The organism is Rhodococcus sp. NPDC080181 (assembly GCF_040702225.1).
Taxonomy (GTDB): domain Bacteria; phylum Actinomycetota; class Actinomycetes; order Mycobacteriales; family Mycobacteriaceae; genus Rhodococcoides; species Rhodococcoides fascians.
In genome coordinates this window covers 239,290-253,994 of sequence record NZ_JBFBKN010000005.1, presented here as the reverse complement: position 1 = coordinate 253,994, position 14,705 = coordinate 239,290, and the positions used below count along the sequence as shown (strand labels likewise).

The following is a 14,705-nucleotide window of genomic DNA, read 5'->3' as shown; positions in this document are numbered from 1 at the left end:
ACTCCGTAGACTGGTTTTTCGAATATGTTTTCCGGCCGGAGGGAGCGATCTCGTTGGGTGTCCTAGCGCGAATTCAGACGCCCGAGGACTTGCGCGACCTCGATAGTGCGGAGCTGGCCGAACTGGCTCGCGAGATCCGCGCCTTCCTGGTCGAGAAGGTATCGGCAACAGGGGGCCACCTCGGTCCCAATCTGGGAGTGGTGGAGCTGACTCTGGCGATCCACCGCACCTTCGACTCACCGCGTGATCCGGTCATCTTCGACACGGGCCACCAGGCCTACGTGCACAAGATGCTCACCGGACGCGCAGGAATGTTCGATACACTCCGCAAGCAGGGCGGGCTGTCGGGCTATCCGTCTCGGGTCGAGAGCGAACACGACTGGGTCGAGTCCTCGCACGCATCGGCATCCTTGTCGTATGCAGACGGGTTGGCCAAAGCGTTCGCCCTCAAGGGAGAGACCGACCGGCATGTCGTGGCTGTGGTCGGTGACGGCGCGCTGACGGGCGGTATGTGCTGGGAGGCGCTCAACAACATCGCCGCCGGCCGAGACCGGTCGCTGGTGATCGTCGTCAACGACAACGGCCGTTCGTACGCCCCGACCATCGGCGGGCTGGCCGATCACCTGGCAGCTCTGCGACTGCAGCCGGGATACGAGAAGATTCTCGACAACGGCCGCCGGATCGTACGACGGATCCCCGTCGTCGGCCGCGCCGCCTACACGATGCTGCACGGCATGAAAGCCGGAGTGAAGGACGCCATCAGCCCGCAGGTCATGTTCACCGATCTCGGCATCAAGTACCTGGGCCCGGTGGACGGTCACGACCAGCACGCCATGGAATCGGCACTGCGCAGAGCCAAGGCGTACGGCGGCCCGGTCATCGTGCACGCGGTGACGCGCAAGGGCATGGGCTACATCCATGCCGAGAACGACGTAGCCGACCAGATGCACGCCACCGGCGTCATCGATCCTGCGACCGGCCTGGCCCGATCCAAATCGGCTCCGGATTGGACGTCGGTGTTCTCGGCGGCGCTGATCGAGCAGGGCGAGCAGAACGAGGACGTCGTGGCCATCACCGCCGCAATGGCCGCGCCCACCGGGCTCGCGGCGTTCGGGGTGCGGTTTCCGGACCGAATGTTCGACGTGGGTATCGCCGAGCAGCATGCGATGACGTCGGCCGCCGGGCTTGCGCTCGGCGGCATGCATCCCGTGGTCGCCATCTACTCCACGTTCCTCAACCGCGCGTTCGATCAACTGCTGATGGACGTCGCCCTGTTGGGTCTTCCCGTCACCATCGTGTTGGATCGCGCGGGAGTCACCGGTGCCGACGGCGCGTCCCACAACGGCATGTGGGACATGTCTCTACTCGGCATCGTTCCGGGCATGAAGGTGGCAGCGCCACGAGACGCCGCCACTCTTCGAGAGGAGCTGGCCGAGGCGATCGCCACCTCGGACGGCCCTACGGCTCTTCGCTTCCCGAAGGGCGCGGTCACCGAGACGGTGCCTGCGGTGCGCAGGTTGGACGGAATACTCGACGTGCTGACCGAGCCGTCCGAGGCCACCGGCGACGTGCTGATCGTTGCCGTCGGGGTGTTCGGGTCGCTCGCCCTCGACGCCGCGAAAAAGCTGGAAGCAGAGGGTATTTCGGTTGCCGTCGTGGATCCACGCTGGGTGCTCCCGGTCCCGCAGTCGCTGCTCAAGATGGCCGAGGACTACCGGTTGGTGGTCACCGTCGAGGACAGCGGCCTGCACGGCGGGATAGGTTCGACGCTCTCGGCCGCGCTGCGCGGTGCCGGTGTCGACGTGCCCTGCCGCGATCTCGGTGTGCCGCAACGATTCCTGGACCACGCATCTCGGGAGCAACTGCACCACGAGTTCGGACTCACCTGCGAAACCGTGGTGCAGCAAGTTTCGCATTGGGTCAAGAGCCTCTGACGGCGTCGGCCGGCTCCGCCTCGCTTCCGACCACGACGCGGCGGCCGGCCACCGCACCTGCTGCAGCCATGGGGATCGTCACCACCAGAAGAAACACAATCGACGGTTCCCACCGCTGCGTCGCCGAATGAACGGCCCCGCACACCAGCGGACCGGCAGCAGCCAACACGTATCCGACCGTCTGCGCCATGGAACTGAGCGACGCAGCATCACGGGCGTTCGCGGCCCGCAGGTTCATCAGCGTCAGCGCGAGCGACAACTGCCCGCCCTGCCCCAAACCGAGCAGTACCGCCCACACCAGGGCCCAGGAATCGGCCGACGACACTATCCCGAGCAGGCCCACGCACGTCGGTAGCGTCACGGCGACCGCCAACGCGCTCTGATTCCCCAACCTGGTCGCGAGGCTCGGAACCGTCAATGCAGTCAGCACGCTGCTGACCGACAATGCCGTCAACAGCAGACCGGCATCACGCGCGTCCACCCCGCGGTCACGAAAGATCGTAGGTAACCACGCGATCATCGAATACGCCATCAGCGACTGCAAACCCATGAATGCCGTCAACGACCACGCCACGGGCGATGTCAGAACCCCCGTGCGACTCCCAGGAGCGTCGTCGGGGAGTGTCGCCGACCCGGCAACCGACCGCCCGCGCGACAGCGTTCGCCCGAAGATCGCCATACATCCGGCGGCCAACACGACCGGAATCGACCACAGCCCCAGAACAATCCGCCAACCACCGTCGAAGGCCTCGGCCAACGGAACGGACACTCCCGACGCCACTCCCGCACTGGCACTGATCACAGCGGTCAACACCCCGGTCAACAACCCCAGTCGTCGCCCCGCCGCCGCATCGGGTTCACCTATCGAACTCCACTCCCTGCCCCTGGGTCGTTCCGACAGGCTCCACTCCCTGCCCCTGGGTCGTTCCGACAGGCTCCACTCTCGTACCACCAGACGGACGAAAACCGGACCCAACACATTCGCGACCGCGATACCCGCCGCCGCGACGAGAGTGCCGACCACGAGGATCGGCCACGACGGCACCGCGCGTACAGCTGTGCCGACGGCCACCAGGGACAGGCACACCACAAGAACGTGCGTGGCAGGGACCCGGCGCACGAAATAGCGTGCGGTGGCGGCGAATACACCGAGGCAGATCACTGGGCCCGTGGTCAGCAACGCCATGGATGTCGAGTTCGCGGAGTAGAACTCGGCGATGTCGGAGGTGAGTGCCGACGTACTGCCGAACAGCAGGCGCAGGCTCAGTCCGAACACCACGACGGTGCCCACGGCGCAAGCGATACGAAGCTTCATGTCCTACTTTCGACGGCAGATCGACCGACAGAGTGCACCCCCACCCTGCCTTATCGGTCGAGAGAACCGCGGACCCGCCGTCGTTCGGACAACCTCGATTCAGACGCCCATCTCTTCGAGTTCCATCCCCTTGGTCTCGGTGATCTTGTATTTGACGAAGAAGAAGGAAAGGAGAGCGAACAGCGCGAAGAACGAGTAGATGAAGCCGAGTCCGATGGTGTCGGACAACGGCGGGAATGCCAATGTGATGGCGAAATTCGCTATCCAGTTCGCGGCGGTACTGATGCCCAACGCCACTGCACGCATTCGATTGGGGAACATCTCCCCGAGCATCACCCACATGATCGGTCCCCATGTTGCTGCGAAGAAGACCACGAACAGATTTGCGCCGACGAGCGCGACCGGGCCCCACGGCGACGGCAATTCCAGTTGGTCGCCGCTTCCGACGGCTTGCGTGAACGAGACTGCGGCCAGGACCAAACCGACGAACATGCCGATCGAGCCGATCATCAACAGATTTCGGCGACCGAAGCGATCGACGAACAAGATTGCGACGAATGTCATCGACACATTGATGACGGACGTGATCACCGACGTGACGAACGATTGATTCTCGCTGAAGCCCACCGACTTCCACAGCGTCGTCGAGTAGTAGAAGATCGCGTTGATCCCGACGAACTGCTGCAGAATCGCCATCGTGATACCGACCCACACGATCGGCTGCAGACCGAATTTGGGTCCTCGGATATCGGCGAACGAGGATTTGGATTCTCGCCGGAGAGTCAGGCGAATTTCCCGGATGCGTTCGTCGGGGTTCACTTCGCCGGTGATGTCGCCCAGAATGCGTGCAGCTTCCTCGTCGAGGTGTTTACCCACCAGGTACCGAGGTGATTCTGGAATCAGTGTCGCGAGAAATCCGTAGACCAATGCGGGCGCGACGCCGACCAGGAACATCCACCGCCACGCTTCGAGGCCGAACCACAGATCGTTCGACGGTCCGCCTGCCGCGTTCTGAAGAACCGCATCCGAGAGCAGCGCGGCAAAGATTCCGACGGTGATTGCCAATTGCTGCAGCGATGCCAATCCACCGCGATAGCGAGCCGGTGCTATCTCCGAGATGTACGCGGGCGCGATCACCGATGCAATTCCGATACCCAGCCCGCCGAGGACCCTCCACAACATCAGATCGGGGACGCTGAAGGCGAACCCGGACCCCACCGAGGAAATGGTGAACAGGGCAGAGCCGAGCAGCATCACCTTCTTGCGGCCCCAACTGTCGGCCAGGCGACCGGCGAACCAGGCTCCGACCGCGCACCCGAGTAGCGCGATTGCGACCGCGAACCCCGTGACGAACGACGACAGAGCGAAATTCTGCTGGATCGAGTCGACTGCACCGTTGACGACGGAGGAATCGAATCCGAACAGAAACCCGCCGACAGCGGCGGCGATGGTGACTCCGATGACCTTTGCGGTGTGCCGATCGGTCGATTGCGTCATGGCATGAACCAGCTTTCGGGTGAACAGCGTCCATGGTGGTCATCGCCATCTTCGTCCTCGCACACACGGAATGGGAGCGAAATCGCCTCGATATTCGTGGCGTGCAGCAATCCAATTGCCGAAATAGGCGAGAAGTCCGATATCGCGCTGTCGAACTCGAAGTTGCGGACGGAAAACTGCTGTAAGTCGTCCATAGCTTCGAGTTCGGCGGCAGGTGGCTATCGCGCCTGGGTGGCCGACCACTGATCGAAGGTCTGGAAACCGTGATCCGAACCGGTCGTGGTGACCAGCGTTCCGTCTCGCATCGCGCGACCGTATGCGCCGGGAATCGGGACCTCGAGCACCAGGCCACGGGCACCGATGGCACGTGCATAGCGCCGCACCATCTCGGCCATCCGCTCTTCCCTCGGTCCGCCGAGGTCGGCAACGCGGCCCGCGGGGGAGTGCTCCGCCAGGTCGATCAGTCGTTCGGCGACCTCGCGGGCAGCAATCGGTTGCGAGACCATCTTCGGGACGATGCTCACCGGACCGAACGACGCGCGTGCACGGATCTGAGCGGCGAATTCGTGGAATTGAGTGGCTCGCAGGATCGTCCACGGCACCGACCCGGACCGAATCATGTTCTCCTGCTCGACTTTTCCGGCGTAGTACGAGTGCGGAGCCTTGTCTATCCCCACGATGGACAGCGCCACATGGTGGCCGACTCCGGCCTCGATCTCGGCCGCCAGCAGGTTGCGGGTGACGGCGGAGAAGAACGCCGTCGATTCCTTCGCCGAGACCGTTTGTGTCGACGCGACATCGACGACGGCGTCGACGCCGGCCAGAGCGTCGGACAGAGCGTCGGACAGGCCGGTCCCGTCGACGAGGTCGACACCGGCCGACCGCGACAGCACGACGACCTCGTGCCCACGCTCACGCGCCACGTCTACGACATGCGTTCCGACGGTCCCTGTTCCACCGGCTACGGCGATCTTCATCGTGTGTCCACCTGTCCTGTTCGGAGTCGATCGGCTCGAGGAGTTCGGGCCTCACCTGCACTGACGACGTAGCCCACGAGAATGTATGGCCGTCACGACCAGTGTCGAAGTTTCTCCGGGTTGAGCACGATCCACACGTCGGTGACCACGGCGGAATCGGTGCGGAAACCGATCACACCGGTGACCACACCGTGTCGGCGGAGGACTATCCCGGTCAGGCCGTTGACCGATTCGATCGACCGGTCGAGGTCGGTGGACTTGACGCTGATACCCAGAACGAAGCGGGCGACCCGATCGGCCCCGCGAACCGGGTTGCGGGCCGCCGCCACTCGTCCGCCGCCGTCACTGACGAGGGTGACGTCGGGGGCGAGCAGTGCGACGAGCGCATCGAGATCTCCGCCGGCGGCGGCAGCCACGAAAGCGCGGACGACGCGGTCGTGGGTGTCGGGAGCGCTGGGGCCGCGGCGATCGTCGTGCACCCGTCGCCGGGCGGCCGAGGCCAGTTGGCGGCAGGCGGCGGGGGTCCGACCGAGAACGTTCGCGATGTCGTCGAATGGAATCGCGAATGCATCGTGCAGCACGAACGCGACACGTTCTGCCGGGCTCAGTGAGTCCAGAACGACGAGCAACGCCAGGCCGACGGACTCGTGGAGGGCGACGCGGTCGGCCGGGTTCGATGTGCCGTCGTCGCCGGTCGCAAGGGCTCGGACGGGTTCGGGAAGCCATTGCCCCACATAGTGTTCCCGGCGTACGCGGGCGGATCCGAGCAGGTCCAGACAGATGCGGCCGACGACGCGGGTGAGCCACGCACGGGGGACGTCGATGGCGTCACGTTCGGCGTCGGTGAGTCGGTACCAGCGGAGCAGCGCTTCCGATGCTGCGTCCTCGGCGTCGCTGTAGGAACCCAGCATTCGATAGGCGATGCCGATCAACCGACTGCGTTCGCTGTTCATCGGATCAGACCTTATCCCGACACGAAAAAGCCGAGTTCGAGGTTATGGACGAAAATCAGGAGAAATCCGTCCATAACCTCGAACTCGGCGGGTAGAGCTAGACGCCGGCTACACCGGGCGCGAGGAAGCGCTGACCGGTCGCGGCCTCGGACGCGCCGCTGCGATCCAGGTACGGAGTGATGCCGCCGTTCCAGAATCCGAAGCCGCCGCCCAGCAGCAGGCACAGGTCGATGTCCTGGGCCGCCGCGACGACGCCTTCGTCGAGCATGATCTTGATCTCGTCAGCGAAGGCGTTACGGGTTCGCTCGAGAACCTGTTCGGCCGTCGACGGTGAATCACCCTGCGGCCACAGTGCGGCCACCTCGGGGTCGACGACCTGGCCCTCGGGTCCGTAGGTCCACACGCCCGGCTTCTTCGCCTCGACGAGCGCACGGAATCCGGCGGAGTCCTTGAATCGCTCCGGGTATGCCTCGGCCAGCGTTTCCGCGGTGTGCAGAGCGACGGCCGGTCCGACGAGTGCCAGCAACGTCAGCGGGCTCATCGGCATGCCGAGTTCGCCCACAGCGCCGTCTGCCACATCGAACGGGGTGCCCTCGTCGATCGCGCTGATGATCTCGTTGGACGCACGAGTGACCAGCCGGTTGAAGACGAATCCGGGGAGATCCGCCGACAGCACGGCAGACTTCTTCAGAGTTTTCGCGGTGGCGAATGCTGTTGCGAGTGTGGCATCGTCGGTCTTCTCGCCCTTGACGACCTCGAGCAGCGGAAGCACCGCGACCGGGTTGAAGAAGTGGAAGCCCACCACGCGCTCGGGGTGCTTCAGGTCGGCCGCCATCTTCGTGATCGACAGCGACGAGGTGTTGGTCGCGAGAATCGTTTCGGCAGAGACGAATTCTTCGACCTCGGCGAACACCTTCTTCTTGACGTCCAGGTTCTCGAACACGGCCTCGATGACGAAGTCGGTGTTCGCGAATGCGGACTTGTCGATCGATCCGGACACCAACGCCTTCAACCGATTTGCGGCGTCGGGGGACAGACGCTTCTTGCCGAGCAGCTTGTCGATCTCGCTGTGAACGTAGCCGACACCCTTGTCGATGCGCTCCTGATCGATGTCGGTGAGGATCACCGGCACCTTCAGTTGGCGCACGAACAGCAACGCGAGCTGGCTGGCCATCAGACCGGCACCGACGATGCCGACGCCGGAGATCTTGCGCGCGAGCGACTTGTCGGGCGCACCGGCGGGACGCTTCGCGCGCTTCTGAACCAAGTCGAAGGCGTACAAACCGGCACGCAACTCGTCCTTGACCAACAGCGTCGACAGCGCGTCGTCCTCGGCCGCGAAGGCCTTGTCGAGAGACGAGGAATCGGTGATGTCGGTGTTCTTGGCGAGCTCGAGCAGGTCGACGGCAGCGACCGGTCCCGGTGCGAAATTGCCGGTCTTGCCGGCCACGATGCCCCGGGCACGGGCGATGGCGTCGTCCCAGGCCTGACCGCGGTCGATCTCGGGACGGTGGGGGACGACCTCGCCCTTGATGACCTGAGCGGCCCACGCGAGGGACTGCTCGAGGAAGTCGGCTCCGCCGAAGAGGGCGTCGGCGATGCCGAGGTCGAGTGCCTGCTGCGGCTTGAGGACGCGGTTCTGGTTCAGTGCGTTCTCGATGACGACGGTGACCGCGTTCGAGGCTCCGATGATGTTGGGCAGCAACTGAGTTCCGCCCCATCCCGGTACCAGGCCGAGGAAGGCCTCGGGTAGGCCGAGCGCGGCGGCGTTCTCCGCGACGGTGCGGTAGTGCGAGTGCAGTCCCACTTCGAGGCCACCGCCGAGTGCGGCACCGTTGATGAAGGCGAACGTGGGAACCGTCGACTCCCGCAGGCGGCGGAAGACCTTGTGGCCCAGCTGTCCGATCTGCAGCGCCTCATCTTTGCTCTTGATGTTCGGCACACCGTTGAGGTCGGCACCGACGGCGAAGATGAACGGCTTGCCGGTGACGGCGATGGCCACCGGGTTCGCTGCGAACGCTTCGTCCAGTGCGGCGTCGAACTTGGCGAGTCCGCCGGGACCGAAGGTCGACGGCTTGGTGTGATCGAAGCCGTTGTCCAGGGTCACCAGTGCGATGGAGCCGTCGAGCCCCGGTACGGACACGATCTTGGTGAACGCGTTCGTGACTACCTCGTCCTCGAACGCCGTCGTGATGTCACTCATGCCTTGGCTCCTGAGTAGTCAGCGTGGTTGGGGTTCTCCCAGATGACGGTGCCGCCCATGCCGAGACCGATGCACATGGTCGTCAGGCCGTAGCGGACGTCGGGTTGCTGGGCGAACTGACGACTGAGCTGCGTCATAAGGCGGACGCCCGAGGAAGCGAGCGGGTGGCCACACGCGATGGCGCCGCCCCACTGGTTGACGCGGGGGTCGTCGTCGGCGATGCCGTAGTGCTCGAGGAAGGCGAGAACCTGGATGGCGAAGGCCTCGTTGATCTCGAACAGGCCGATGTCGTCGATGCTCAATCCGGTTCGGCCGAGCAACTTTTCGGTTGCGGGAACCGGGCCGATGCCCATGACGGCGGGATCGACGCCGGCGAAGCTGAAGCCGACCATCCGCATCCCGATGTTCAGGCCGAGCTCGTGCGCGGTGTCCTCACCGGCGAGGATCGCCGCGGTGGCGCCGTCGTTGAGGCCGGCGGCATTGCCTGCGGTCACTCGTCCTGCGGGCCGGAACGGTGTCTTGAGCTTGGCGAGATCGTCGACGGTGGTGCCGGGGCGAGGTGGCTCGTCCTCGGTAGCCAGGCCCCATCCTGCGGCGGATTTGGTGGCGACCGGAACGAGAGTGTCGGCGATGTAGCCGGCTTTCTTGGCCGCGTCGTACTTGTTCTGGCTGGCGACGGCGTAGGCGTCGGTGCGGTCCTTGGTGATGCTCGGGAACCGGTCGTGCAGGTTCTCGGCGGTGTTGCCCATCACCAGTGCACTGGGATCGACGAGCTTGTCGGCGAGGAAGCGCGGGTTGGGGTCGACACCCTCACCCATCGGGTGGCGGCCCATGTGCTCGACTCCGCCGGCGATGACGACGTCGTACTGGCCGAATCCGATTCCCGATCCGGTGGTGGTCACCGAAGTCATCGCACCTGCGCACATGCGGTCGATCGCAAATCCCGGGACGCTGCGGGGGAGCCCGGCCAGGAGAGCGGACGTCCGGCCGATGGTCAGGCCCTGATCGCCGGTCTGTGTGGTCGCAGCGATCGCGACCTCGTCGATGCGCTCGGGAGGAAGATTGGGGTTCTTGCGGAGAAGCTCGCGTATTGCTTTGACGACGAGGTCGTCTGCGCGAGTGTCGGCGTACATGCCCTTGGGGCCTGCTTTGCCGAACGGGGTACGGATGCCGTCGACGAAGACAACATTCCTCTGTGAGCTGGTGGACGGGGGTACAGACACGCTTTTCGATCCTCCCGACAGATGCGGACGACTCGTCCGGGTGCCCGGACGCGCCACCCACTGTAGCGGGTATTACCCGTCGGTAACTTGGGAAGGGTGCAGTGCCTTCGTCAGAACCGGTACCACCAGCGAGCGTTGCCAGGGCCGCGCCCCTCCTTCGGTCAGGCGAGTATCGATGAGAGCTTCTGGATCGAGAGCGTCGTCGTCGGGAGTCCGCCAATCCCATACCAATCGGCGTAGCAGGTCCGGCATCAGGAGGTTCTCGACCGGCACCGATACCGACTCGCTGAGCTCGGTCATCGCCGCTCGCACGTCGGCGAGTCGGGCCGCTGCGTCCGGATCGCGGCGGGCCCATCGGTTGACCGGTGGCGGCCCGTCGAACGACGCCGCCATCGACGGCAATTCCGCGGTGGGCAGCGCCCGTGCTCGGGTCAGGGCCGAGGCCCACAACCGAGAGGACCGACGCTGACGGGGGCCGCCGAAGACGGGTAGCTGTTCGAGTTCGCGTGAGGACTTCGGATCGGCCGTCGCCGCGGCGACGATCGCCGAGTCGGGCAGGACCCGGCTCGGTGCTACGTCACGTTTGGCCGCCAATTCGTCTCGGGTGGTCCACAATTCGCGGACGGCAGCCAACGTTCGTGGTGACTTGATCGCATGGATTCCCGATGTCCGACGCCATCTGTCGGTTTTCGGTTTGGGCGGGCCCAGGGCGAGGATGTGGGCGAACTCCTGTGCTGCCCACTCGGTTTTGCCCTGTGCCTCGAGTTCGGTGGCCATCGCGTCTCGCAGCTCGAGCAGAACTTCGACGTCGAGGGCGGCGTAGTTGAGCCAGGTGTCGGGGAGGGGTCGGGTAGACCAGTCGGCCGCGCCGTGCCCCTTCTGCAGGGCCAGGCCGAGGGTTCGCTCGACTATCGCACCGAGGCCGACGCGGTCGAATCCGGCCAGGCGGCCGGCGAGTTCGGTGTCGTACAGCGTGGCGGGGACGAGCCCCAGTTCGGCGAGACCGGGCAGGTCCTGGTCCGCGGAGTGCAATACCCATTCGAGCGGGTTGATGACCTCGGCCAGGGGTGCGAGGTCGCCGGTGACGGGAATGGGGTCGAGCAACACGGTGCCTGCGCCGCGGCGGCGGAACTGCACGAGGTACGCACGTTGGGAGTAGCGGAAGCCGGACGCGCGCTCGGCGTCGACAGCGAGGGGCCCGTGGCCTGCGGCAAGTGCCTCTGCGGCTGCGCGAACGGCATCGGCGGTGTCGACGACGTCGGGAACCCCGTCAGCGGGGGCCAACAACGGAACGGCGACAGGCTCGTTCGCTTCTACATCCGACGCGGCGTCCGGGGAACTCTCGGCTGACATGAGATGTGACTCTAGGCCCTGGGGCCGAACGGACCGGCAACTATGTACGACTGGAACTGCTATGTCCGACTGGAACTGCGCTGCCCGAGGGTGGTGATGCCCGCGGGCGGCAGGCCCGCGGCGTAGGCGAGCACCTCGCAGAACGCCTCGACGTGGGTCGAGAGATCCTCCGAGGTCGCCGTCCAGGACGCGCGAAGTTCGAGTTGGTGAGCCTTCGGCGGGCCGGCGATGTCGCCGTACCGAACCGAGCTGGTCGAGGTGACCGTGCCGCCGAGCGCGTTCAACGGTTCCGATCGCGATTCGAGGGCATCGACCAGCCAACTCCAGCCGACCTCGGGGAGCAGTGGATCGTCGGCGAGGGACTCGTCCACGTCGGCCTGGATGTACGCGACCAGGCGGTGAGTGCCGTTCCAGGCCTCGGCACCGTCGGGGTCGTACAACAGGATCAGACGGCCGAACGCGTCGCCGTCGCTCTGTTCGTCGATCTGCTCGGAGTCGGCGTGCTTGACCTCGGCACCGATCGCATAGCTGTAGGGAGCGAGTCTCTGCGGCGGCCGAATCGGACCGATTTCGATCGCCGGGTGTACCTGCGCCCGATGCATCGCGTCGATGGCGGCGCGGAAAGGCGCAGGTTCGGCGTCAGATCGGTGCTCGGTCACGTCACCGGACGTTAGACGCGTCACGTTGTCCTGCGATGGAGGCGCGCCGAGCCGTGATCGAACTGCGCCGAGCGTCCGTCGAACGATCCGAGTGTCCTGAACTGCGATGAGTGTCTCGCCCTCGAGGGTAGCGGCGGTTGTCGCACGTGGCAGCATGGACGGTGATGAACGCCGAATCGCACACCGCAGCCCCCGCCCGACGAGAACTTCCGGAGGCACCGTTTCTGGCCGCGATCGACGGCCGACCGACGTCGAGGCGGCCGGTGTGGTTCATGCGTCAGGCCGGCAGGTCCCTCCCGGAATACCGCAAGATCCGTGCAGGCATCGGGATGTTGGACTCGTGCTTCCGGCCCGATCTGGTCGCCGAGATCACCCTGCAGCCCGTACGTCGTCACGACGTCGACGCAGCGATCCTCTTCTCCGACATCGTGGTTCCGCTCAAAGCCGCGGGCATCGATCTCGACATCGTCGCCGGTACCGGACCGGTGGTTGCGCATCCGGTGCGTTCGGCTGCGGACGTCGCGGCTCTGCCCGTCCTCACCTCCGACCAGGTGCGGCCTGTGGCCGACGCCGTCCGCATTCTCACTCGTGAGCTGGGAACCACCCCGCTGATCGGATTTGCCGGCGCACCCTTCACCCTTGCGTCGTACCTGGTCGAGGGTGGTCCGAGCCGCAATCACGAGAAGACCAAAGCTCTGATGCGGTCCGACCCGGCCACGTGGCACGCCTTGCTCGACGCATTGGCCTCCACCACGATCACCTTTCTGCAGGCCCAGCTGGCTGCGGGCGTCGACGCCGTTCAGGTGTTCGACTCCTGGGCGGGTACACTCTCGCTCGCCGATTACCGCGAGTACGTATTGCCGCACTCGACACGAGTGTTCGACGCCGTGTCCTCGGCCGGCGTCCCGAAGATCCACTTCGGGGTCGGCACCGGAGAACTCCTCGGTGCGATGGGCGAGGCCGGTGCCGACGTGGTCGGGGTCGACTGGCGGATTCCGCTCGACGACGCGGTGCACCGGGTGGGCCACGGCAAGGCCCTGCAAGGCAATCTCGATCCCGCAGTGCTGTTCGCGGGCTGGGACGCAGTCGAGGCCGAGGTCCGACGCATTGCCGCCGAGGCGGATCGTGCGATCGCGGCCGGTGCCCGCGGCCACGTGTTCAATCTCGGCCACGGCGTGCTTCCCGATACCGATCCCGACATCCTGACTCGGGTCGTCGCGTTGGTGCATTCGTTGTGACCGTCCGGCGTTACGCCGTCGTGGGCGGCGGAATTTCCGGCCTCATCGCGGCGTATCGCCTGCGGCAGGCGTGCGGGCCCGACGCTGAGATCACCGTGGTCGAGGCATCGTCCCGGGTGGGCGGCACCCTGCGCACCACCTCGGTCGGCGATCAGTCGCTCGATGTCGGTGCCGAGGCGTTCATCGGGCGCCGTCCGGAGGTGCCCGCCCTGCTTGCGGAACTGGGGCTCACCGATCAGCTCGTGCACCCGTCGACGGTGCGACCGCTCGTCTTCTCCGGTGGACGCACTCATCCACTTCCGGTGGGCACCCTCATGGGTATCCCGTCGTCGGCGGAGTCCGTCCGAGAGCTGGTCGATCCGTCCGAGCTGCACATCATCGACACCGAGACCGAGCGGCCGTTTCGATGGGTCCGGGGCTCCGATGCCAGCGTGGCCGATCTCGTGGGCACACGTTTCGGGAACCAGGTGGTGAGCCGTTCGGTCGATCCACTGCTCGGCGGGGTCTACTCCGGTTCGGCGAGCTCCATCGGTGTCCGTGCTGCGCTGCCGACGCTGGCCGCTGCGTTGGACAACGGCGCGGCGAACCTGACCGAGGCTGTGCTGAAGGCACTCCCGACTCCGTCCCCGGGGCCGGTGTTCGGTGGACTCCGGGACGGCTACGCGGTGCTGCTCGACGCTTTGGTTACAGCCACCGACGCTCGCGTTCTGCGCGAGACGAGCGTCGGCGAGATCCGCCGTGAGTCGGGCGGCTGGTTCGTCGATCGGGTGGGTGTGGTCGACGGGGTCGTGCTGGCGGTACCGGCACCGATACTGGCCGATCTCATCACAGACCTCGCACCGGACGCGTCGCGCGCGGCCCGTGAGATCGAACTTGCGTCGTCGACGGTCGTGGCGATGGCGTTTCCGACGTCGACCGAGCTGCCGCAGAATTCGGGAATTCTGGTGGCGACGGACGCGGGGCTGGACGTGAAGGCGTTCACGCTGTCCAGTCGAAAGTGGCCGCACCTGGCCCAGCGTGACGCGGTACTGCTGCGAGCCTCGCTCGGGCGTTTCGGCGACGACACTGCCGCGCAGCGATCCGACGAGGACACGATCGACGTCGCGCTCGCCGACCTGGCCACGGTCTCGGGTATCGGCACCCGGCCGCTGGCAGTGACCGTCCAGAGGTGGCCGGGCGGATTGCCCCAGTACGCTCCCGGACACCTCGACCGCGTCGCCGCCATCGAATCCGGAGTGTCCGAACTCGCCGGGCTCGCCGTGACCGGAGCGTGGCAGCGCGGCGTCGGGGTACCGGCCTGTATTGCGTCCGCCACCACCGCTGCCGCCCGTCTGGTCGAGGTGGCACGATAGG

Annotated in this window: 11 protein-coding genes; 3 read left to right on the top strand and 8 right to left on the bottom strand. The window is 65.8% G+C overall.

The window, feature by feature from the left end; genetic code table 11:
• The first annotated feature begins 53 nt into the window (after positions 1 to 53).
• A complete protein-coding gene (gene dxs / locus AB0O58_RS08580) occupies positions 54 to 1,934 on the top strand; it encodes a 1-deoxy-D-xylulose-5-phosphate synthase (RefSeq protein ID WP_027496908.1) in 1,881 nt (626 codons plus the stop codon).
• On the opposite strand, the gene AB0O58_RS08575 is transcribed toward dxs, so the two are convergent.
• The 8 genes from AB0O58_RS08575 to AB0O58_RS08540 form a co-directional block, all read right to left on the bottom strand.
• Positions 1,921 to 3,249 carry an MFS transporter gene (locus AB0O58_RS08575; protein ID WP_366238107.1) on the bottom strand — a complete coding sequence of 443 codons (1,329 nt, stop codon included), beginning with the start codon at positions 3,247 to 3,249 and terminating at the stop codon, positions 1,921 to 1,923. The genes dxs and AB0O58_RS08575 overlap by 14 nt on opposite strands.
• A gap of 99 nt (positions 3,250 to 3,348) precedes the next feature.
• Positions 3,349 to 4,746, bottom strand: a complete 1,398-nt coding sequence (locus AB0O58_RS08570; protein ID WP_222086629.1) for a sugar porter family MFS transporter — start codon at positions 4,744 to 4,746, stop codon at positions 3,349 to 3,351.
• Positions 4,747 to 4,964: 218 nt separating this feature from the next.
• The gene (locus AB0O58_RS08565) at positions 4,965 to 5,723 is read right to left on the bottom strand and encodes an SDR family oxidoreductase (protein ID WP_366238106.1); all 759 of its coding nucleotides are present in this window, start codon (positions 5,721 to 5,723) and stop codon (positions 4,965 to 4,967) included.
• A gap of 92 nt (positions 5,724 to 5,815) precedes the next feature.
• Entirely contained in the window at positions 5,816 to 6,676 is an 861-nt protein-coding gene (sigJ, locus tag AB0O58_RS08560; protein WP_283551212.1) for an RNA polymerase sigma factor SigJ, read from the bottom strand.
• Between the two features lie 97 nt (positions 6,677 to 6,773).
• Positions 6,774 to 8,879 (bottom strand): 3-hydroxyacyl-CoA dehydrogenase NAD-binding domain-containing protein, encoded by a 2,106-nt coding sequence (locus tag AB0O58_RS08555; RefSeq protein ID WP_032372518.1) that lies wholly within the window; start codon positions 8,877 to 8,879, stop codon positions 6,774 to 6,776.
• The gene (locus AB0O58_RS08550; protein ID WP_032365064.1) at positions 8,876 to 10,102 is read right to left on the bottom strand and encodes a thiolase family protein; all 1,227 of its coding nucleotides are present in this window, start codon (positions 10,100 to 10,102) and stop codon (positions 8,876 to 8,878) included. Before AB0O58_RS08550 ends, AB0O58_RS08555 begins: the two co-directional genes overlap by 4 nt.
• A gap of 72 nt (positions 10,103 to 10,174) precedes the next feature.
• A complete protein-coding gene (locus tag AB0O58_RS08545) occupies positions 10,175 to 11,455 on the bottom strand; it encodes a ribonuclease D (protein WP_027496916.1) in 1,281 nt (426 codons plus the stop codon).
• A gap of 59 nt (positions 11,456 to 11,514) precedes the next feature.
• Positions 11,515 to 12,114 (bottom strand): DUF3000 domain-containing protein, encoded by a 600-nt coding sequence (locus tag AB0O58_RS08540; protein WP_027496917.1) that lies wholly within the window; start codon positions 12,112 to 12,114, stop codon positions 11,515 to 11,517.
• A gap of 164 nt (positions 12,115 to 12,278) precedes the next feature.
• On the opposite strand from AB0O58_RS08540, the gene hemE reads away from it, so the two are divergent.
• Both hemE and AB0O58_RS08530 read left to right on the top strand, forming a co-directional pair.
• Positions 12,279 to 13,352, top strand: a complete 1,074-nt coding sequence (gene hemE, locus AB0O58_RS08535) for a uroporphyrinogen decarboxylase (RefSeq protein ID WP_366238105.1) — start codon at positions 12,279 to 12,281, stop codon at positions 13,350 to 13,352.
• Positions 13,349 to 14,704: a protoporphyrinogen oxidase gene (locus AB0O58_RS08530; protein WP_057474673.1), complete on the top strand. Its 1,356-nt coding sequence runs from the start codon at positions 13,349 to 13,351 to the stop codon at positions 14,702 to 14,704. Before hemE ends, AB0O58_RS08530 begins: the two co-directional genes overlap by 4 nt.
• Position 14,705 lies beyond the last annotated feature (1 nt).

Bases quoted from the DNA above. Each gene is read 5' to 3' on its own strand.
- AB0O58_RS08575 (WP_366238107.1), bottom strand. From the start codon at position 3,249: ATGAAGCTTCGTATCGCTTGCGCCGTGGGCACCGTCGTGGTGTTCGGA.
- AB0O58_RS08570 (WP_222086629.1), bottom strand. From the start codon at position 4,746: ATGACGCAATCGACCGATCGGCACACCGCAAAGGTCATCGGAGTCACC.
- AB0O58_RS08565 (WP_366238106.1), bottom strand. From the start codon at position 5,723: ATGAAGATCGCCGTAGCCGGTGGAACAGGGACCGTCGGAACGCATGTC.
- sigJ (WP_283551212.1), bottom strand. From the start codon at position 6,676: ATGAACAGCGAACGCAGTCGGTTGATCGGCATCGCCTATCGAATGCTG.
- AB0O58_RS08555 (WP_032372518.1), bottom strand. From the start codon at position 8,879: ATGAGTGACATCACGACGGCGTTCGAGGACGAGGTAGTCACGAACGCG.
- AB0O58_RS08545 (WP_027496916.1), bottom strand. From the start codon at position 11,455: ATGTCAGCCGAGAGTTCCCCGGACGCCGCGTCGGATGTAGAAGCGAAC.
- hemE (WP_366238105.1), top strand. From the start codon at position 12,279: ATGAACGCCGAATCGCACACCGCAGCCCCCGCCCGACGAGAACTTCCG.